Below are 18,551 nucleotides of genomic sequence, written 5' to 3' on the forward strand. Positions count from 1 at the left end.
ATTCCTGTGGCGATTAATAATCGATGATCTGGGTGCCGGCAATCGTCTGGGCAAAGCCTACGCCGAACAGCTTGGCCGGGGTTTCGAAACCGACTCGGCGTTCGCCACCGAGTACACGGCGTGCCGCTTCCACGGCGGCCAGTGGGGTGTAGCTGTAGCCGTTGACGGTCTCGATGACCGAGCGCGCCACCGAGCCGTCGATGCCAGTGACTTCGGCCACGGCGCGTGCGCGGTGGGCTTCACGCTGGGCCTGGGTGGGGCCGTCGGGCAGCAGCGACAGGTCGCCTTCGGGGAAGGCTTCGCCGGTGATGTGCACGAACATGGAAATATTTGGGATGGCGCTGGAGTGCCAGGCGGTTACTAGGTCTCCAAACGACAGCGGCACGCACAGTGCGAGTCCGTCACCAAAGTCCAGGTGCTGCGGCTGGGCATCCGGTGTGGCGACCAGTTCACCCTCGATGCGCGCCATGACGCCTGCGCCGATGATCTCGCTGACGCTCATGGCCGAACCACGGGACATGGCGCCAGGTACCTGCAGGGCGATTTTTATCGACTGCGGCTGCTGCACACGACTGGCGACGTGCATGGCCAGGCAATCGGTGGGCACCACGTCCCAGCCCACGCCGGGCAGCAACATCACGTCCGCTTCAGCGCCGAGTTGCTCGGCAAGGCGGTACACATTGATTTCGGCGGTGATGTCCAGGTAGTCAGTGCCATTGGCGATACAAGCGCGCATCAGCGGTCCGGCGGTCTGGGCGAACGGCCCGGCGAAATTGAGCAGGACGTCGATCCCGTCCAACTGGGCGGCATCCGCCGTGAACACGCGGTACGGCGCGTCCAACTCACTGGCCAGGGCTGCCAGGCGCTCGGCGTTGCGTCCGGCCAGCACTAGGTTGAGTCCGAGTGTTTTCGCGTGTTGCGCCGCCATGTGTCCGGTGTAGCCGGTGGCGCCGTAGATCATCAGGGTTTTCATGAGGTGTGCTGCCAGTTCTTGTAGACGAATTCGAGGCTGTAGCCGTCCGGGTCAAGCACGTTGGCCGCGTAGTAGTTGGGGTCGTAGTGCAGGCGTGCGCCCGGTGCGCCGTTGTCGGTGGCGCCGTTGGCCAGGGCGGCGGCGTAGGCGTTTTCCACCTCGGCGCGGTTATTGGCGACGAAGCCCACATGCACCGCTCGCCCCTCCACCACGCCTTCGCGCAGCCAGAAGAACATCCGGCCGTGGGCGCCAAAGCCCTTCAGGTCCGGGTGGCCGGGTGGGCCGTCCTTGCCGTCGTAGTCATGCCGCGCGGTGATGCCGAGCGGCGTCAGGGTGGCTTCGTAGAAGCGGATCGAGCGTTGGATATCGCTCACCGAGATAAACAGATGATCGAGCATGGTGGAGCCTCCTGATTCAGATGAGGTAGCCGCCCGCGACCTCGACGGTCTGGGCATTGATCCAGCGGCCTTCTTCCGACAGCAACAGGGCGATAACCCGTGCCACGTCTTCCGGTTCGCCTACACGGCCGAGGGCGGTTTGCCCGGCCAGCAGGGCTTCGAATTCATCGTTCAAGCCGCCGCCCAGTTCGGTGCGTATGGCACCGGGGGACACGGCGTTGGCACGGATACGTCGCTCACCGAACTCCTTGGCCATGTAGCGCGTGAGCACATCCAGGCCGCCCTTGAACGCCGCGTAAGGCGCAACGCCCGCCGTCGCGACGCGGGTGGTGGCGCTGGTGAGGTTGACGATGCTGGCGTGTTCTTCCAGCAGCGGCAGCAGGGTTTGGGTCAGAAAGAACGGCCCCTTGAGGTGCACATTGAACAGGCCGTCGAACTGCGCTTCGGTCACCGACTCAAGGGGGTTGAACAAACCATAGCCGGCGTTGTTCACCAACCCACTCAAGGTGCTTGCGCCCCAGGTGGCCTGCAGGGCGTGCGTCACCGCCTCACGGAAGACAGGGAATGTGCTGACAGCCGCAACATCCAATTCCAGCGCAACAGCGTTACCGCCGCTGGCCTCGATACGCTGGACCACCGCCTGTGCCGCATCCGGGTTGCGCTTATAGGTGAGGATCACGCCATGCCCCTGACGTGCACACAGCTCGGCGGTACTGGCACCGATCCCACGGCTGCCTCCGGTAATCACGATAACGCCCATGGCCTGCTCCACTGCTGAAAAGTTGAGTGACCACAGTAGCCATCACCCTACTCTTGCACGCAGCCGTTCCTACTCCAATCCTGCCTGTTTCTGCTTTTTGCTTGCGCAAGGCTCAACGGAAGGCACAGCATGGCTGCCATGAATACTCAATTGATCGAACTGCGCGCCTTGGCCGCAAACGCCGAAAACCGCCGCACCGAGACCGGCATCCCCCGCGTGGCGATGGTCCAGGGAGCGATTCCCGAGCATATGCTTGCGGCGGTGTATGACCCGATGATCAACCTGATCCTGCAGGGCAGTAAGTGCATGACCGTGGGCGACCGCACCCTGCATTACGACCCGGCGACGTATTTCGTGATGTCCATCGAGTTGCCCGCCGTAGGTGTGGTGAACCCGGCGAGTAACGGAGAGCCTTACCTGGCAGTGAGCCTTACCCTTGACCCGACCGTGCTGACCACCCTGCTCAATGACCTGCCGGCCCCCAACGGGCGTTGCGAACAGGAAGCCGGTTTCTCCGTGGCCGCAGTGACGCCGGCACTGATGGATGCCTGGGTGCGCATGCTGCGCCTGATGGGCGACCCGGTGGCGATTGCTGCCTTGGCGCCCGCGTATGAGCGGGAAATCCTCTACCACGTGCTGCAAGGCCCCCACGGCTGGATGTTGCGCGAGATTGCCGCGCCGGATACGGCCATGGCGCGGGTCAGCCGGGCGATCCAGTGGATCCGGCGTGACTATGCCGAGCCGATTCGTGTGGAGGCATTGGCGCAGAAGGCCGCGATGAGCGTTTCGGCATTTCACCGGCACTTCAAGGCGGTGACCAACCTAAGCCCGTTGCAGTACCAGAAACGCGTGCGGCTGTTGCAGGCGCGCACGTTGATGGTGGCCAGCGCGAGCAGCGTGACCAGTGCGGCGTTTGAGGTGGGGTATGAAAGCGCGACTCAGTTCAGCCGGGATTATGCGCGGGTGTTCGGGTTGCCACCGGCGAGGGATACGGCGCGAATCTTGGCGGCGGCGCGAGGCTGATATGGCGAGGGAGCAAGCTCCCTCGCCACAGGTTCAGCGTCAATGAATCAACGCGTCATTTGCGCGCGGCCTCCCACTGCTTGAGCAAGTCGCCGTAAGCCACGGTCTCGCCCTTCGGCTTCTCGTTGGCCAGTTTCGGCTTCGGCGCGCCCGGCTGGTCGAACCAGTATTGCGCGTCACGCTCGGGGTTCATTTTCGGGCCGCATACCGGTTGCACCTTGGAGCGCTCCAGGCGCGTCATGATCGCATCCTGTTCCTTGGCCAGGTTGTCCAGCGCTTGCTGCGGGGTTTTCTCGCCGCTGGCAGCGGCGGCGATGTTGCTCCACCACAGTTGCGCCAGGCGTGGGTAGTCCGGCACGTTGGTGCCGGTCGGGGTCCACTCGACGCGGGCCGGGCTGCGGTAGAACTCCACCAGGCCACCGAGTTTCGGTGCCATGTCGGTCATCGCTTGGGAGTTGATGTCGGACTCACGAATCGGCGTCAGACCGACGATGGTTTTCTTCAGCGACACGGTTTTCGAGGTCACGAACTGCGCGTAGAGCCAGGCCGCAAGTTTTTGCTTCTCAGGTGTCGACTTGAGGAAGGTCCAGGAACCTACGTCCTGATAGCCCTTCTTCATGCCCTTTTCCCAGTAAGGTCCGACGGGTGACGGCGCCATGCGCCATTTCGGCGTGCCGTCGGCATTCACCACCGGCAGGCCCGGCTTGGTCATGTCGGCGGTAAAGGCGGTGTACCAGAAGATCTGCTGGGCAATGTTACCCTGGGACGGCACCGGGCCGGATTCGGAGAAGGTCATGCCCGCCGCTTCCGGTGGCGCGTAGGCTTTCATCCAGTCCACGTATTTCTGGGTGGCGTACACGGCAGCTGGGCCGTTGGTGTCGCCGCCACGGGTGACGCTGGAACCCACTGGGTGGCAGTCCTCCACGCGAATGCCCCACTCGTCCACCGGCAAGCCGTTGGGCAGGCCCTTGTCGCCGCCACCGGCCATGGAGAACCAGGCATCGGTGAAGCGCCAGCCCAGGGACGGGTCTTTCTTGCCGTAGTCCATGTGCCCATACACGCGCTTGCCGTCGATTTCCTTGACGTCTTCACTGAAGAATTTGGCGATGTCTTCATAGGCCGACCAGTTCACCGGCACGCCGAGGTCATAGCCGTATTTTTCCTTGAACTTGGCTTTCAGGTCCGCGCGCTCAAACCAGTCGGCGCGGAACCAGTACAGGTTGGCGAACTGCTGGTCGGGCAGTTGGTAGATCTTGCCGTCCGGCGCAGTGGTGAATGAGAGGCCGATAAAGTCCTTCAGATCCAGGGTCGGCGAGGTGTAGTCCTTGCCCTCGTTGGCCATCAGGTCGGTGATGGATTCGGTCTTGCCGTAGCGAAAGTGCGTACCGATCAGGTCCGAGTCGTTGACCCAGCCGTCATAGATGTTCTTGTCGGACTGCATCTGGGTTTGCAGCTTTTCCACCACGTCGCCTTCCTGCAGCAGGTCGTGGGTCAGCTTGATCCCGGTGATTTCGCTGAAGGCCTTGGCCAGCACCTTGGACTCGTACTCGTGGGTGGTGAGGGTTTCCGACACCACGTTGATCTTCATGCCACGGAACGGTTCCGCCGCCTTGATAAACCACTTGAGTTCCTCAAGCTGCTGTTCAGCCGTGAGGGTCGACGGTTTGAATTCGCTGCCGATCCATTTTTTCGCGGCATCTTCGTACGCATCGGCCCAGGCCGAAGCGCTCAAACCACTGAGGGCCAGTACGGCGGCCAATGAAATGCTATGTCGCAGCTTATTGTTCTTATTCAACATAGAGACCTCCAGGTTGTTTATTCACAAGGGCATCAGCCCCAACGCATCACACTCAACAGCCATACCAGGGAGAGCGCGGACGCCACCCAGATGCTCCAGTCGGTAGCGCCGATCACCAGCAAATGCAGGTAGGCGCTGCCGAGAAGACCGATAAACAAACGATCACCACGGGTGGTGCTGATCGGTAACAAACCGCGCCGAGGGATGCTCGGCGAACGCAATTCCCAGGTGGTCATGCCCGCCAGGATCAGGGCTATGGCACCAAAGAACAGCGCAGTGGGGGTGGTCCAGGCCATCCATTCCATCATCGATTCCTCAGACCCGGCCCAGGGCAAAGCCCTTGGCCACGTGGTTGCGAACAAACCAGATCACCAGCATGCCGGGAAGGATAGTCAACACCCCCGCCGCCGCCAGCACGCCCCAATCGATACCCGACGCCGAGACCGTGCGCGTCATCACCGCCGCGATGGGCTTGGCGTTGACCGAGGTCAGGGTGCGCGCCAGCAGCAGTTCGACCCAGGAAAACATGAAGCAGAAAAACGCGGTCACACCGATGCCGGAGCCGATCAACGGGATAAAGATCTTCACGAAGAACTTGGGAAACGAGTAGCCATCGATGTAGGCGGTTTCGTCGATTTCCTTGGGCACCCCAGACATGAAGCCCTCCAGGATCCATACCGCCAACGGCACGTTGAACAGGCAGTGCGCCAGCGCCACCGCGATATGCGTGTCAAACAGACCAATCGACGAATACAGCTGGAAGAACGGCAGCAAAAACACCGCCGGCGGCGCCATGCGGTTGGTCAGCAGCCAGAAGAACAGGTGCTTGTCGCCCAGGAAGCGGTAGCGCGAAAACGCATAGGCCGCCGGCAGCGCCACGCTCAGGGAGATCACCGTGTTCAGGCTTACGTAATACAGCGAGTTGAGGTAACCGGTGTACCAACTTGGGTCAGTGAAGATCACCTTGTAGTTGGCCAGGGTAAAGTCCTGCGGAAACAGCGTCAGCCCGCCGAGGATTTCGGTGTTGCTCTTGAAGGACATGTTCAGCAGCCAGTAGATCGGCACCAGCAGGAACAGGATGTAGATCAGCAGCGGAATAACCTTGCGCTTGCTCATGTTGGCGGCCTCAGCGGTTGGCGTCGGAGTGGGTCATGGCGGTGTAGAACAGCCAGGACACCAACAGGATGATCAGGAAGTACACCAGCGAGAAGGCGGCCGCCGGGCCCAGGTCGAATTGACCTACAGCCATCTGGGTCAGCGTCTGACTCAGGAACGTGGTGGCGTTACCCGGCCCGCCGCCGGTGAGGACGAACGGCTCGGTGTAGATCATGAAACTGTCCATAAAGCGCAACATCACCGCGATCAACAGCACGCTTTTCATCTTCGGCAACTGGATATGTCGGAAAACCGCCCAGGGCGATGCACGATCAATCCGCGCGGCCTGGTAGTACACGTCCGGAATCGCCCGTAGGCCTGAGTAGCAGAGCAGCGCCACCAGCGACGTCCAGTGCCATACGTCCATAACCAACACCGTCACCCAGGCGTCCATGGTGTTGGCGGCGTAGTTGTAGCTGATGCCGAGGGCGTTGAGGCTGTAACCCAGCAAACCGATATCGGCGCGGCCGAAAATCTGCCAGATCGTACCCACCACGTTCCACGGGATCAGCAGCGGAATGGCGAGGATGATCAGCACCAGCGACGACCAGCGCCCCTTGGTCGGCATGGTCAGGGCGATGGCGATGCCCAGCGGGATTTCGATCAGCAGCACGCAGGCCGAGTAGATGAACTGGCGCAGCAGCGAGTCATGCAAACGTGGGTCGAGCAGCACCTGCTTGTACCAATCGGCACCGACAAAGTAGCGGCTGGATTGGTCGAAGATGTCCTGCACCGAGTAGTTGACCACGGTCATCATCGGGATCACCGCACTGAACGCCACCAGCAGGAACACCGGCAACACCAGCCACCAGGCCTTGTTGTTCTGCACCTTATTCATGGCTGCACCTCCAGCAGGTAATCGTCGGCGTACACCATCAGCCACTGCGCGGGAAAGCTGATGGAGGCCTGGCCTTCGGGCACCGGTTTGTCTTCGGCCAGGCGCACCTTGAGCACGGCGCCATCCAGGTTGAGGGTAATGATCTTGTAGGTGCCGAGGTCTTCCAGGTGTGTGACATCGGCCTGCAGCGCGTCAGGGTTGTGCTCGTCCCACACGTGGATGAATTCCGGGCGGATGCCGACCTGCAATTTCTTGTAATCGGTGTCGGCAATGCGTTGCTGCAAGGCTTCAGACAACGGCAGATGGGTGCCGGCAAAGCGCACCCCGCCCGCCTCGGCCTGCACCTCGATCAGGTTCATCCCGGGGCTGCCGATGAAATAGCCGACAAAGGTGTGGCTCGGCCGCTCGAACAGGTCACGGGGCGTGCCGAATTGCACGATCTGCCCGCCGTACATCACCGCGATCTTGTCGGCGAAGGTCGAGGCCTCCAACTGGTCGTGGGTGACGTAGACCATGGTGATGTTGAACTGCTCGTGGATCTGCTTGAGTTTGCGCCGCAGCTTCCACTTGAGGTGCGGGTCGATCACCGTCAGCGGCTCATCGAAGAGGATTGCCGACACGTCATCACGTACCAGGCCACGACCCATGGAGACTTTCTGTTTTTCGTCGGCGGTGAGGTTGCGCGCCTTTTTGCTCAGCAGGTTTTGCAGGTCGAGGACTTCGGCAATTTCCTGCACCTTGCTGTGAATCTTCGCCTCGGCCATGCCCTGGTTGCGTAGCGGAAACGCCAGGTTGTCGAACACCGTCATGGTGTCGTACACCACCGGGAACTGGAACACCTGGGCGATGTTGCGTTTTTCCGGGGTGAGGTCGTTGACCACTTTGGTGTCGAACAACACCTGGCCTTCGGACGGGCTGAGCAGGCCGGAAATGATATTGAGCAACGTCGACTTGCCGCAGCCCGACGGCCCGAGCAAGGCGTAGGCACCGCCCTGCTCCCATACGTGGTTCATTTCCCGAATGGCGTAGTCCTCAGGGCCGCTCGGCGTAGGGCTGTAGCTATGCGCCAGGTTCTGCAAATGGATCTCGGCCATCAGGCGACCCTCGCGACACGGCGCCCGGGAGCCTGGACCAAACGGCCCTGACCATCGAACACAAACAGTTTATGGGTGGGGATGTACACGCGGATCGGCGCGTCGACGTCGTATTCGTGCACCCCCGGCAGATGCAGCACCAGCAGGAAGTGTTCGCTGCGCACATGCAGGAAGGTTTCCGAACCACTGATCTCCGCGACTTCCACGGTCACCGCCAATTCCAGGTCGTCGTCGTTGCTCGGCACCAGGCTGATATGGCTGGGGCGTACGCCGAAACGGAACTCGCCTTCACCAATGGGACGCAGGTCGACGTTCAGCGGGAAGTGCACGAAATTGGCGAAGCTCACTTCATTGCCACTGATGCGCCCCGGCATCAGGTTGATCGGCGGCTCGGAAAACAGCTCGGCGGCCAGTACCGTCTGCGGCTGGTGATACACCTCGGCGGCCTTGCCGCTCTGGATTACCCGGCCTTCGTGCAGGATGGTGGTGGTGCCGCCCAGGGCCAGGGCTTCGTTGGGCTCGGTGGTGGCGTAGATGGCAATGGTGTGGCGCGCGGCGAACAGCTCGCGCATTTCCTGACGCAGCTCTTCGCGCAGTTTGTAGTCCAGGTTTACCAGCGGCTCGTCGAACAGGATCAGCTCGGCGTCCTTGACCAGCGCGCGGGCCATGGCCGTGCGTTGCTGCTGGCCGCCGGAGAGTTCCAGCGGGTGACGCTGGAGGAATTTCTCGATGCGCAGCATTTTCGCGGTTTCCAGCACCTTGCTCTGGATCACCTCGTGGGACACACCGGCCTGGCGCAACGGCGAGGCGATGTTTTCGAACACGGTCATGGTCGGGTAGTTGATGAACTGCTGGTACACCATCGACACGTTGCGCAGGCGCACCGGTTTTTGCGTGACGTCCACGCCGTTCATCAGGATGCGACCGCTGTTGGGCTTGTCCAGGCCGGCCATCAGGCGCATCAGGCTGGTCTTGCCGGACAGGGTGCGGCCGAGCAGGACGTTGAAGGAACCGGCTTCGAAACGCAGGGTGGCGTCGTCGATCCAGGTCTGGCCTTCGACAACGCGGGAGACATTTTCCAGGGTCAATGACATGACACGACCTTTTTTATTATTGGAATGAATCTGGCAATCAGCTAGAGCGAGTTTCGTGCCAGAACTGGCAGGTGCTTGATCCACAAGGAAATGGCGAGCATTCGATGTTCAGGAGTGAACAGAAATGAACAACCCTGGCTGAACAACTGAACACTCAGGGGGTTGACAATGAACAGTACTGAACAACACTAATTAGGCCCCCGCGCCTGCGGGGCCCCATAAAAACAATAAAAAGCAGAAGGTCGCCCATGGCCGAACCCTTGGCTCACGACACCCTTATCCAGGAATCCTGGCGCCGTTGCCGCGCCTTCGGCCTGGACCACCAGAGCACGCCCAGCTTCGACCAACTCCCCGCCGAGGGCATCAGCCAATTGCTGGAAAGCCAGCACTCGCTGGTGCAGACCACCCATCAGGAAGTGCTGCCCTACTACGAGAACATCCTCAGCAATTCCAATTGCCTGATCATGTTGGCCGACAACCAGGGCCAGGTACTGACCAGTTGGGGCACCCAGCGATTTATCGAGCCCAAGCTGGCGCGCGGTTTCAACCCTGGCGCCAGTTGGATGGAGCGCTCCAGCGGCACCAATGCCATCGGCACCGCGCTGGCGTGTGCCCAGGCCGTGCATATCGAACACGATGAACACTTCCTCAAGGCCAACCGTTTCATGACCGGCTCGGCGGCGCCGATCTTCGATGCCCAGCGCGAGATCATCGCGGTGCTGGATGTGTCCAGCGACAGCTACCTGCCACCCTCCCATACCCTGGGCATGGTCAAGATGATGAGCCAGACCGTGGAGAACCGGCTGATCCTCAACCTGTTTCGCGGAGAGCACTTCCAACTGACCTTCAACACTGGCCTGAGCAACCTCGACAGCCAGTGGGCCGGCCTGTTGATTTTTGATGAGAGCGGCCAGGTGCTGTCGGCCAACCGGCGTGCCGACAACCTGCTGGGTATTAGCCTGTCGCGGGTGATGATCGACAGTTTGTTCAAGGTGTCATTGCTGGAGCTGTTGAACCAGCCAGAAGGGCTGCCCTTCTCTCTGCAAGCCGCGGGACGCAACCGTTTCCAGTGCTTGCTCAGACGCCCCAAACAGACATCGGTGCAAGCGCGTGTGTTCACCGAACCGACGCCACCGAAGCCCGCGCCGATTGGCCTCAAGACCTTGCATTTTGGCGACGTGCGCGTGGAAAAAGCCGTGCGCCAGGCCGAACGTTTATTGGAGAAGGACATTCCGCTGCTGATCCACGGCGAAACTGGCGTGGGTAAGGAAGTGTTCGTCAAAGCCCTGCACCAGGCCAGTTCGCGCAGCCAGAAGGCATTTATCGCGGTGAACTGTGCGGCGATTCCCGCTGAGCTGGTGGAGTCGGAACTGTTCGGCTACGAAAAAGGCGCCTTTACCGGCGCGAATCAGAAAGGCAGCATCGGCCTGATCCGCAAGGCGGACAAGGGCACGCTGTTTCTCGATGAAATCGGCGATATGCCCCTGCCGACCCAGGCGCGTCTATTGCGGGTGCTCCAGGAACGTTGCGTGCAGCCGGTGGGCAGCAGCGAGTTGTTCCCGGTGGATTTGCGCATCATCTCGGCCACCAACCGCGCACTGCGGGACTTGGTGCAGGCCGGACGTTTCCGTGAGGACTTGTACTACCGCATCGGCGGCTTGACCCTGGAACTGCCGCCGTTGCGCGAACGGACCGACAAGCAGGCGCTGTTCCAGCAACTGTGGCAGCAACACCGCGAGCCGACTCAATGGGCGGGCCTGAGCGCCGAAGTGCTCGCGCTGTTCGAGCAGCATCCGTGGCCGGGGAACCTGCGCCAGGTGAGCAGCGTGTTGCAGGTGGCGCTGGCCATGGCCGAAGAGCAACCGATCCGTGCGGAACATCTGCCGGATGATTTTTTTGTGGACTTGAAGGTGGAGCCGCCGCTGCCCGCCAGTGAATACCTGGATGACAGCATCGACCTGAACCAGCGCTTGAAGGCGGCCGGCGGCAACATCTCCCACCTGGCGCGGGAGCTGGGGGTGAGCCGCAACACCTTGTACAAGCGCCTGCGCCAGCACGAAAGCTAGCGCGGCTTGACCACCACCAGCAGGTCGGTGAAGTACTCCACCTGGATCGGCAAGTTGTCCGCCAGTGACGACAGCGCCGCCGCCGTGTCATCCAGCTTGAACACGCCGGACACCCGCAAGTTTTGCAGGGCCAGGGGATCGAAGCGCAGCATGCCGTGACGGTAGCTACCAAGGGTTTGCAGCACCTCGCTCAGGGGTTGGTCGTTGACCTTGAGCAGGCCACGGGTCCAGGCGTCCGGGTCGCTGTTGCCGATGGATTGCGGCGGCTGGGCGCGACCGTGGTCGAGGACCGAACGCTGGCCGGCGGTGACCTTCACACCGTCACTGGCATCACCTTGGACCGCGACGGTGGACTCGATCACCGTGACCAGCGTGGTGCCATCCGCCGCACGCTTGACCAGATAACGCGTGCCCAATGCCGTCGCCGTGCCCTGGTCTGTTTGCACCACAAAGGGCCGTTGCGCATCCTTGGCCACGTCCACCCAGAGTTCGCCTTGCAGCAGTTCGATGACCCGTTGATGGCCGTCGAACTTCACGTCCACCGCCGAATTGCTGTTGAGCTGCAACTGGCTGCCGTCTTCGAGGGCGATCTGGCGGCGCTCGCCAACGCCGGTGCGTTGGTCGGCCATCCAGACTGGCAGATGTTGCAAGCCCAGCCAGCCGCACAAGACTACGCCAAGCAAACCCACCACTTGCGCACCGCGCGGACGTCGCGGGGCGAATGCGTGGTTCAGGGCCATGCGTGCGGGTTTGGCCGGCAGCGTATCGAGGCTGCCCCAGAGTGCGCCCATGCGTTCGATGGCCACGGCGTGGCGCGGGTCGGCCGACCGCCAGGCGTTGAACGCCTGGCGGTCAGCTTCGTTGACGTTTTCATCGTGCAGGCGGGTCAGCCACTGCGCCGCTTGCTGGATGATCTGTTCGGAACTCATGCCAGCGGGTCTGCCGGGTGCAGGCTGTGATAACAGTGCACCAAGGCGCTGGAGATATAGTTTTTGACGGTGCTGGAGGACACGTCCAGGCGCGTGGCGATTTCGCTGTAGGTCAGCCCATCGAGGCGACTCAACAGAAACGCTTCGCGCGCCTTGGCCGGCAATCCGGCGAGCATTTCGGCGATGCGCTCCAGGGCTTGCAGTGCCACATGAATGGCCGCCGGGTCGGGCATGCCGGCGTCCTCGCATTGGATCACCAGGGCTTCCATGTAGGCTTTTTCGATGCGACGACGACGGGCGCCATCGATCAGCAACCGCCCTGCCGTGGTGGCCAGGAACGCGCGCGGCTCTTTGATCTGTTGGGGTTCGGCCAGCATCAAGACGCGAATGAACGCGTCATGGGCAAGGTCGGCAGCATGTTGGGAACACCCGAGTTTCTTGCGCAGCCAGCCATGCAACCAACCGTGGTGCTCGCTGTACATCGCCGTGAGGGTCTGCTGCCGGACGGAGTCGCCCAGCGCGGCCGGAATGTCATGCATGCGCAAAAAGATCTCAAATGGGAAGAGTTACCAATTGCGCAGACAATGCCAGTAAATCGGGGTTTGGGCAAGGGCTCAGCGCCAGCTCCAGGAGACGCCGGTGTAGATGCCACGGCCATCCGCAGGCGTGGAACGCGCGACATCCAGGCCTTTATCGTCATACCCCGGCGTGACGGTATTGGCGTAACGGCGGTTGGTGAGGTTGCGCAGATCGACCCAGGCTTGCCAATCCTGCTGGGGGGCGTCGTAGCCGAAGGTGGCGCCGAGAAGGGTGTAGGACGCGGCGTAGTAGGAGTTGGCGTAGTCCACCGCCACTTTTGATGAATGCTCGGTGTTGAGGCTGGTGTAGAAACCGGTCGGATGGCTGTAGCGCACTTGCGCCTGATAGTAGTGCTTGGGGATGCCCGGCAAGGTGTTGTCGCCAAAACGGTCGTCATCACGGTAATGGAAGTCGCTGAAGGTGTAGGCCTGGCGCAGAGTGAGCTGGCCGTTGCGGCCGCCCTCCCACAACGGGCTCAGCAGGCTCAACTCCACGCCCTGGTGAATCGTCGGGCTGGCATTGTTTTCAGCGATGATGGCGTTGCTGGTCGACGTCTGGGCCTGGGTTTCCACGGTGAGCAATTCATGGCGCACTTCGGAGCGGTACAGCGCCAGGTCCCACTGGCCGAGCCATGCTTCACCACGGCCGCCTATTTCCAGGGTGGTAGCGGTCTGGTTTTTCAGGCTCACGCCTTCGCGCTGCAGGCCGGTGGCCGCTCCACTGCCTGCGGGGAAGTATTTGTTGGAACCCCAGATCATCGACCACGCATGTGGCGGCTCGACCGAACGGCTCAGGTTGCCGTACACCTGCAGTTGCGGCGTGAAGTCATACCGCAGCCCAATACGAGGGGCGTAGTCCCAGTCGTGCTGGCTGAGCGGCGCCTGGCCCTCAGGATAGGTAACTTGGGTTTCGCGACGGGTGTAGATCGCCGCCAGGCCGGTGGTCAGCCACAGGTCCGGAACCAGTTCGAGGTCGTTGCCGATATGCAGCACAGTATCGGAGCCCAGGTAGCTGTAGTCACGGGTCTTGGTGCCAGGCGCGTAGCCAGCGGTGTTGCCGGCCGGCGTGCGCACGTATTCCGAGGCGCCGTTGTTGGGCATCGCCTGGGTAGTGCGCAGGCCGACGGTGGTTTTGCTGTCGTGGCCGAACAGCGTGTCCTGGCGAATGTAATTGAAGGTGCTGCTGATATCGGTATAGGCGACTTTCAGGCGATTGGTGCCTTCGCGCAGGTCCATCGGGTAGTCGTGGTACGCCAGGCCGACTTCGACCCGGGAGCTGTCATCCAGTTGCAAGGTGGTTTTGTTGGCGATCCAGGTCGACCCCGGTTGCAGGCGCTTGGAATCGCGGGCGGCGTTGAGGCTGTTGGCCGCGCGTGGGTCGTGGCTGATCTGACTGCGCGTGAGTTTGCCAGGGGTGTCGTTGGTGGTTTCGCGGTAACGGAAGTAGAAGCGGGTTTCCAGGTCCGGGTTGAACCGGTAGCCGAAGTTCGCGGCCACGCCCTTGCCGGTGGCGGCACTCTGCCGTTGGTAGCCGTCGGACTCGGAGTCGGTGAGGCTGATGTAGTAGTCGGCATCCCCTAGCACCTGGCCCGAGCTGATTTCGCGCTGGGCATAACCTTTGCTACCCGCTTCATAGCGCAGTTGCAGCTTGGGCGCGTCGTAGCCGGTACGCGTCACGTAGTTGACGGCGCCGCCGAGGGCCAAGGCGCCCTGGTCAAAACCGTTGGCGCCCCGCAGCACCTCGACGCGGCTTTGCCACAACGGGTCTTTGAGTTCATAAGGTGTACCGCCGGGGCCGGTCAGCGGCAGGCCGTCGAACATTTCGTACAGGCCGGAGGCATGGGAGCCGGGGCTGCGGTTCAGGCCCGAGCCACGAATCGAGAGCTTCACCCCTTCGTTGTTCGCCGCCTTGGCGTACACCCCGGCCTGGTACTTGAACACGTCTTCGTTGGTGCTCACCCGCCCCTGCTGCACGCTGTTCATGTCGATGTAATTGGTGCCGCCGGGCACGCTCTTGAGCTGCGCCTCGGCCACTTCACCGGCGCTGGCTTCGCTGCTGGTGACTTCGACCGGGGCCAATTGCAGGTCTTCGGCATGCACCAGTGAGCTAAACGTCAGGGCGGCAAACAGCAACGGAGGGTGGCGCAACAGCATCGGGCAGGTCCTTGGAATTCGGGGGGCACGTGGTGGGAAGGCTGGGACGCCCGCCAGGTCACTCCTTATTAACGGACCAGACCCTTCTGACAACAGTGTAGGATCGGGATTCTTTGCTAAGTCCGAAATCGAATTACCACATGCAAACTCAGTATTTAAAGAAATAACCGCCACGCATTACTGTGGAGTCACTGAGTCACCCACGCCCCCCGAGATCGCCCCTATGCAAGTATCCGCCACCGTCATCGACTTCACTCTCCACCGTAAACGCCGCCAGGCGCGTGCAGCGGCCGAGTTGATGTGGGCGATGTACGCAGCGCGTGCCGGGCTGGCGGTGTTTACCGCTCAAGCCGCCTCGTCCAGCGATACCCGCCGGGCGTAAGGCCGATGAATTTCCTGCACGTGATTCCCGAACCACCTGAACCGCTGCCCAAGCCCTCCACTGACGACGATGTGATCAGCCAGTGCGTCGCCCACAACCTGCAACGCCTGCGCAGTAAACGCCATTTGTCCCTGGATGGATTGGCGCGCGCCTGTGGCGTGAGTCGGGCGATGCTGGCGCAAATCGAATCCGGGCGTAGCGTGCCGTCGATCAAGGTGCTGTGCAAAATTGCCAAGGGTTTGAAGGTGTCGGTGGCGGCGTTTCTGGAGGACCGCGCGTTTGAGGGGGTGGAGGTGCTGCCGGCGCAACAGAGCAAGCGCCTGGTCAGTGCCGACGGTGCGTTTATCAGCCGAGCGTTGTTCCCCTACGATACGGCGCGCCAGTCAGAGTTCTACGAGATCCGCCTGCGGGCGCTGGGCGAGGAAATTTCCGAAGGCCACGGGCCCGGCATCCAGGAAAACCTGGTGGTGGCCCAAGGGGTGCTGGAGGTCAGGGTCAACGATGAGCGCTACCTCCTTGCTACCGGCGACTCGATCCTGTTCTACGCCGATCAGCCTCACCGCTACCGCAACCCGGCAGACAGCGAGGCGGTGGCCTTCCTGGTGATCACTTACCCCGAGCGCCTGGACTGAAATGCAAAACGCCCCGAATCATCGGGGCGTTTTTTAGTGCGCCGGACCTATCAGCAGGTGCAGCACATCATCGGCATGCCGTTGCAGCTCATCATCATCGGCATGGCGCAGTCGTTCATCATTTTGTTCATCAGCATGCAGCAGTTTTTCATCATGTCCATGCTCATGCCCGGCATTGGCATCATTTTGCACATCATGCTGTCACCCATCAGGGTGCATTCCATCACGCACTTCATCATCGGCATTGGCATGCCCATCATCGGCATCATGTTCATGCCAGTCATCATGGCCATGGCATCGGCCGACATGCACATCATCGACATGTTGGCGCACTGCATCATCATCGGCATGCCGCAGTTCATCATCATCGCCATCATTTCGGCGTTGGTCTTGAACTGAGCCATGTCCATGCCGGCGGCCGGCTTCATGGTGCACATCATGGCGTCCGCGGCCATTTCGCATTTCATGGTGGCCATCATCATCGGCATGCCCATCATCGGCATCATTGGCATGGCGGTGTTCATTGGCATCTGCATGGCATTCATCATCTTCGAAACTCCGTAATCGACAGGAAATGAGTAAGTTCTGGCGCCGATTCTAAAGCCGGAGAACGGCGGCGCAAGACGGCGGCAGAGCAGCAGGAATGGGCGTTCGGAGGGAAGCTTAGTTGAATAAAACAGTGACATTGGATGTGATAGCTGACCATTGGACGTTATTGCATCCAGTGTGTTTGTTAACCGAGCCAAAACGACGTCATGGATATTCCTCCCAGGAATGTCGACCAACGTTATGGAAATAAACGATCTAACAGGACACGCTTAACGTTCAGGTCGCATGAGCATTTGCATCAATTCATCGGCTTCCGACCCTGGCGTAAGCCTGAAACCCTCCATTTCATCTGTCGCCAGAATCTCGCGCAATGCATCGAGCAACTGCGCCTCGGTCGGCGAATCACGCAGGAGTTTGTGCGCAGGCAACAACAGTTCGGCGCAGACACCCTGAACACTCGCCGCATCGATCACGGCAAACAGGATAAAGCGCAGGCGTATTTCTCTTTCAGTAGGCCAAACCGTTTTTCGCTTACCCATGGTAAAGGCCTCATATTTCAGAAAAATCCGAGGCTATTGATGACAGAGGGGTGTTTCAAGCATTGGGCGCCAAGATAGGCCGATTCCTACGCGGGAAAGGGAAACACCGCACCTTTATGCTGATGCTGCGCCGTTTATTGCACCGGCAGGAAGTTCATCAGCAACAAACTCTGCGCATAGTTCAAACCGATACGCCGGTAGCGTTCATCGAGCATCTGGGTCAGCAGGTCGAGGCGCGCGACGATCTTGCCGAACTCCACCGCAAAACTGAGGTTGCTGCCCTCCTCCGAAATCTCGTTGGAAAACAGCAGCAGCACGCCATTCGCGTCCTGGCGCTTGCTCAGCAACCAGGTGGCCTTCTCGATATTGCGCGCGGCATTACTGACGAACTGCGGGTTGATCGAATCAGTGATGTAAAACTCGGTACGCCCGCCGTGGGCGGTCACGATCATGCTGCCGATGGCATAGATGAAGGCGCCGACCCGATCGCCTTTGAATTCAGGGCTCAAGGAATAGCTCAGCGCCGCCAGGTCACGACGCTCCCCAAGGGCCGGTAGCGCGCGACGTTGCTCGATGGCCTGGCGAATCTCCCGCGCCGCCGTCACCGCGTCCGGGTACCCCGACTGCCGCCACTGGCTGGGATTACGCAGATAGAGCTTGTTCATCAGCAAATACAGGCTTTGTAGGTTGTCGCGCATGCCCAGCGTCGCCATGCGATCGACACTGGTCTGGAAAAACTCATCGGGCTTGCCATTACTGAACTGCTTGGCGATATCCCGACCCTGTTGCTGGCTGCAACCACTGGCACAGAGCATCAACAAGGCCGCCAGCAGCATTGGCTGGCGCATCCGTCGGAAGTTGAAACAAGGAAACGTGCGATCCATCGGCACCCGGTCAGATTCATCTGCCCACGCGGGGGATCGGCGGGGCTGGGACAAGGATAGAGCGGAGAAATCCAGAAAAGTGCAGTAGGCGGGGGTAGATAGTTGTAACTGGAGACCGTTTGGCAGATGAATAAGCTTGATTCTGAATAATTCTTTTGAGGATCTATACTCAAGGCAACCGCAGTACATAAAGGTGACGGCAATGAAACATCCAATTCGTGCACAAATGGTTGTTCAGATGATTTGCCTGCTTTCGGTGGCCCAGCTTTTTTGCTGAGCGGCGGATCACCGTTTTAATACTCAGCTGTCGTTGCGGCGGTGGAAGGTATTGCCAACGACGCACCCGAATCTGGCCCGGCATCGGAATACCGGACCAGAACGTGCAGCTACAGCAAGACAGTGGCCAACATGCCCAGGGCGCCCAGACAAAACCCGATCAATGCGCCTCGTCCGGGAAGTTCCTGGAACAGCGCCCAGATCACGATCGGCTCCAGCAACAATAACGAGGTCACGGAAACCACCGTGACCACCCAGATATCACCCACCGCCAAATACCCAAGCCAGTAAGCCCCCAACAGACAAAGCCCCGCGACGCACATCACTACCACCGGCATGATGAACGCCTGCCATGAGCCGTCATTGGCTTGCGCCAACCTGGCGGTTACCACCTCACTGTAGATTGCACAAAACTCACCAACGATCATC

20 protein-coding genes are annotated in these 18,551 nt (G+C 60.8%); 4 read left to right on the top strand and 16 right to left on the bottom strand.

From position 1 onward, the window contains the following. Nucleotides 1–13: 13 nt before the first annotated feature. Genes HX823_RS28700 through HX823_RS28710 form a run of 3 tightly spaced genes read right to left on the bottom strand, consistent with a single transcriptional unit; the run spans nt 14 to nt 2,131 of the window. A complete protein-coding gene (locus tag HX823_RS28700) occupies nt 14–973 on the bottom strand; it encodes a trans-acting enoyl reductase family protein (RefSeq protein ID WP_177077969.1) in 960 nt (319 codons plus the stop codon). After that, nucleotides 970–1,371, bottom strand: a complete 402-nt coding sequence (locus tag HX823_RS28705) for a VOC family protein (RefSeq protein WP_038847037.1) — start codon at nt 1,369–1,371, stop codon at nt 970–972. The genes HX823_RS28700 and HX823_RS28705 overlap by 4 nt, the downstream gene beginning before the upstream one ends. Before the next feature lie 16 nt (nt 1,372–1,387). Next, the gene (locus HX823_RS28710; protein ID WP_177077971.1) at nt 1,388–2,131 is read right to left on the bottom strand and encodes an SDR family NAD(P)-dependent oxidoreductase; all 744 of its coding nucleotides are present in this window, start codon (nt 2,129–2,131) and stop codon (nt 1,388–1,390) included. 138 nt (nt 2,132–2,269) lie between these two features. Here HX823_RS28710 and HX823_RS28715 point away from each other — a divergent pair, with 138 nt between their 5' ends. Further along, a complete protein-coding gene (locus HX823_RS28715; RefSeq protein ID WP_177078051.1) occupies nt 2,270–3,154 on the top strand; it encodes an AraC family transcriptional regulator in 885 nt (294 codons plus the stop codon). Between the two features lie 55 nt (nt 3,155–3,209). On the opposite strand, the gene HX823_RS28720 is transcribed toward HX823_RS28715, so the two are convergent. From HX823_RS28720 to HX823_RS28745, 6 genes are read right to left on the bottom strand one after another with little or no spacing between them, the layout of a single operon-like run. Then, nucleotides 3,210–4,952 (bottom strand): ABC transporter substrate-binding protein, encoded by a 1,743-nt coding sequence (locus tag HX823_RS28720; protein ID WP_177077973.1) that lies wholly within the window; start codon nt 4,950–4,952, stop codon nt 3,210–3,212. A gap of 32 nt (nt 4,953–4,984) precedes the next feature. Continuing rightward, nucleotides 4,985–5,257 (bottom strand): DUF2160 domain-containing protein, encoded by a 273-nt coding sequence (locus HX823_RS28725; protein ID WP_016977309.1) that lies wholly within the window; start codon nt 5,255–5,257, stop codon nt 4,985–4,987. Between the two features lie 10 nt (nt 5,258–5,267). Then, nucleotides 5,268–6,068 carry a carbohydrate ABC transporter permease gene (locus tag HX823_RS28730; protein ID WP_003174634.1) on the bottom strand — a complete coding sequence of 267 codons (801 nt, stop codon included), beginning with the start codon at nt 6,066–6,068 and terminating at the stop codon, nt 5,268–5,270. 10 nt (nt 6,069–6,078) lie between these two features. Further along, entirely contained in the window at nt 6,079–6,945 is an 867-nt protein-coding gene (locus HX823_RS28735; protein ID WP_010209674.1) for a carbohydrate ABC transporter permease, read from the bottom strand. Further along, on the bottom strand, nt 6,942–8,039 hold the full coding sequence (locus HX823_RS28740; protein WP_038843655.1) for an ABC transporter ATP-binding protein: 1,098 nt from the start codon (nt 8,037–8,039) through the stop codon (nt 6,942–6,944). Before HX823_RS28740 ends, HX823_RS28735 begins: the two co-directional genes overlap by 4 nt. Beyond that, nucleotides 8,039–9,133, bottom strand: a complete 1,095-nt coding sequence (locus HX823_RS28745) for an ABC transporter ATP-binding protein (RefSeq protein WP_033896779.1) — start codon at nt 9,131–9,133, stop codon at nt 8,039–8,041. The genes HX823_RS28740 and HX823_RS28745 overlap by 1 nt, the downstream gene beginning before the upstream one ends. A gap of 248 nt (nt 9,134–9,381) precedes the next feature. On the opposite strand from HX823_RS28745, the gene HX823_RS28750 reads away from it, so the two are divergent. Continuing rightward, a complete protein-coding gene (locus tag HX823_RS28750; protein WP_177077974.1) occupies nt 9,382–11,199 on the top strand; it encodes a sigma-54-dependent Fis family transcriptional regulator in 1,818 nt (605 codons plus the stop codon). On the opposite strand, the gene HX823_RS28755 is transcribed toward HX823_RS28750, so the two are convergent. The 3 genes from HX823_RS28755 to HX823_RS28765 all read right to left on the bottom strand — a co-directional run bounded on the left by HX823_RS28755 (nt 11,196) and on the right by HX823_RS28765 (nt 14,860). Continuing rightward, a complete protein-coding gene (locus HX823_RS28755; protein ID WP_177077976.1) occupies nt 11,196–12,128 on the bottom strand; it encodes a FecR family protein in 933 nt (310 codons plus the stop codon). The two genes, HX823_RS28750 and HX823_RS28755, sit on opposite strands and share 4 nt — an antisense overlap. Next, nucleotides 12,125–12,667 carry a sigma-70 family RNA polymerase sigma factor gene (locus HX823_RS28760; protein WP_038843667.1) on the bottom strand — a complete coding sequence of 181 codons (543 nt, stop codon included), beginning with the start codon at nt 12,665–12,667 and terminating at the stop codon, nt 12,125–12,127. The genes HX823_RS28755 and HX823_RS28760 overlap by 4 nt, the downstream gene beginning before the upstream one ends. Nucleotides 12,668–12,742: 75 nt before the next feature. After that, nucleotides 12,743–14,860: a TonB-dependent receptor domain-containing protein gene (locus HX823_RS28765; RefSeq protein WP_177077979.1), complete on the bottom strand. Its 2,118-nt coding sequence runs from the start codon at nt 14,858–14,860 to the stop codon at nt 12,743–12,745. 223 nt (nt 14,861–15,083) lie between these two features. Between HX823_RS28765 and HX823_RS28770 the strand changes: the two genes are divergently transcribed. Both HX823_RS28770 and HX823_RS28775 read left to right on the top strand, forming a co-directional pair. Beyond that, a complete protein-coding gene (locus HX823_RS28770; protein ID WP_177077981.1) occupies nt 15,084–15,242 on the top strand; it encodes a hypothetical protein in 159 nt (52 codons plus the stop codon). A gap of 5 nt (nt 15,243–15,247) precedes the next feature. Continuing rightward, nucleotides 15,248–15,874 (top strand): helix-turn-helix domain-containing protein, encoded by a 627-nt coding sequence (locus HX823_RS28775; protein WP_038843672.1) that lies wholly within the window; start codon nt 15,248–15,250, stop codon nt 15,872–15,874. Between the two features lie 50 nt (nt 15,875–15,924). On the opposite strand, the gene HX823_RS32095 is transcribed toward HX823_RS28775, so the two are convergent. From HX823_RS32095 to HX823_RS28795, 4 genes are all read right to left on the bottom strand, one after another. Next, on the bottom strand, nt 15,925–16,422 hold the full coding sequence (locus HX823_RS32095) for a hypothetical protein (RefSeq protein WP_073860010.1): 498 nt from the start codon (nt 16,420–16,422) through the stop codon (nt 15,925–15,927). Nucleotides 16,423–16,692: 270 nt separating this feature from the next. Then, nucleotides 16,693–16,962 (bottom strand): hypothetical protein, encoded by a 270-nt coding sequence (locus tag HX823_RS28785; protein ID WP_038843675.1) that lies wholly within the window; start codon nt 16,960–16,962, stop codon nt 16,693–16,695. 134 nt (nt 16,963–17,096) lie between these two features. Further along, nucleotides 17,097–17,810 carry a hypothetical protein gene (locus HX823_RS28790; RefSeq protein ID WP_152514696.1) on the bottom strand — a complete coding sequence of 238 codons (714 nt, stop codon included), beginning with the start codon at nt 17,808–17,810 and terminating at the stop codon, nt 17,097–17,099. Nucleotides 17,811–18,232: 422 nt separating this feature from the next. After that, a complete protein-coding gene (locus tag HX823_RS28795; RefSeq protein ID WP_038843679.1) occupies nt 18,233–18,550 on the bottom strand; it encodes a hypothetical protein in 318 nt (105 codons plus the stop codon). Between the last annotated feature and the right edge of the window lies 1 nt (nt 18,551).

The organism is Pseudomonas sp. P7759, assembly GCF_013386445.1.
GTDB classification, from domain to species: domain Bacteria; phylum Pseudomonadota; class Gammaproteobacteria; order Pseudomonadales; family Pseudomonadaceae; genus Aquipseudomonas; species Aquipseudomonas azotoformans_A.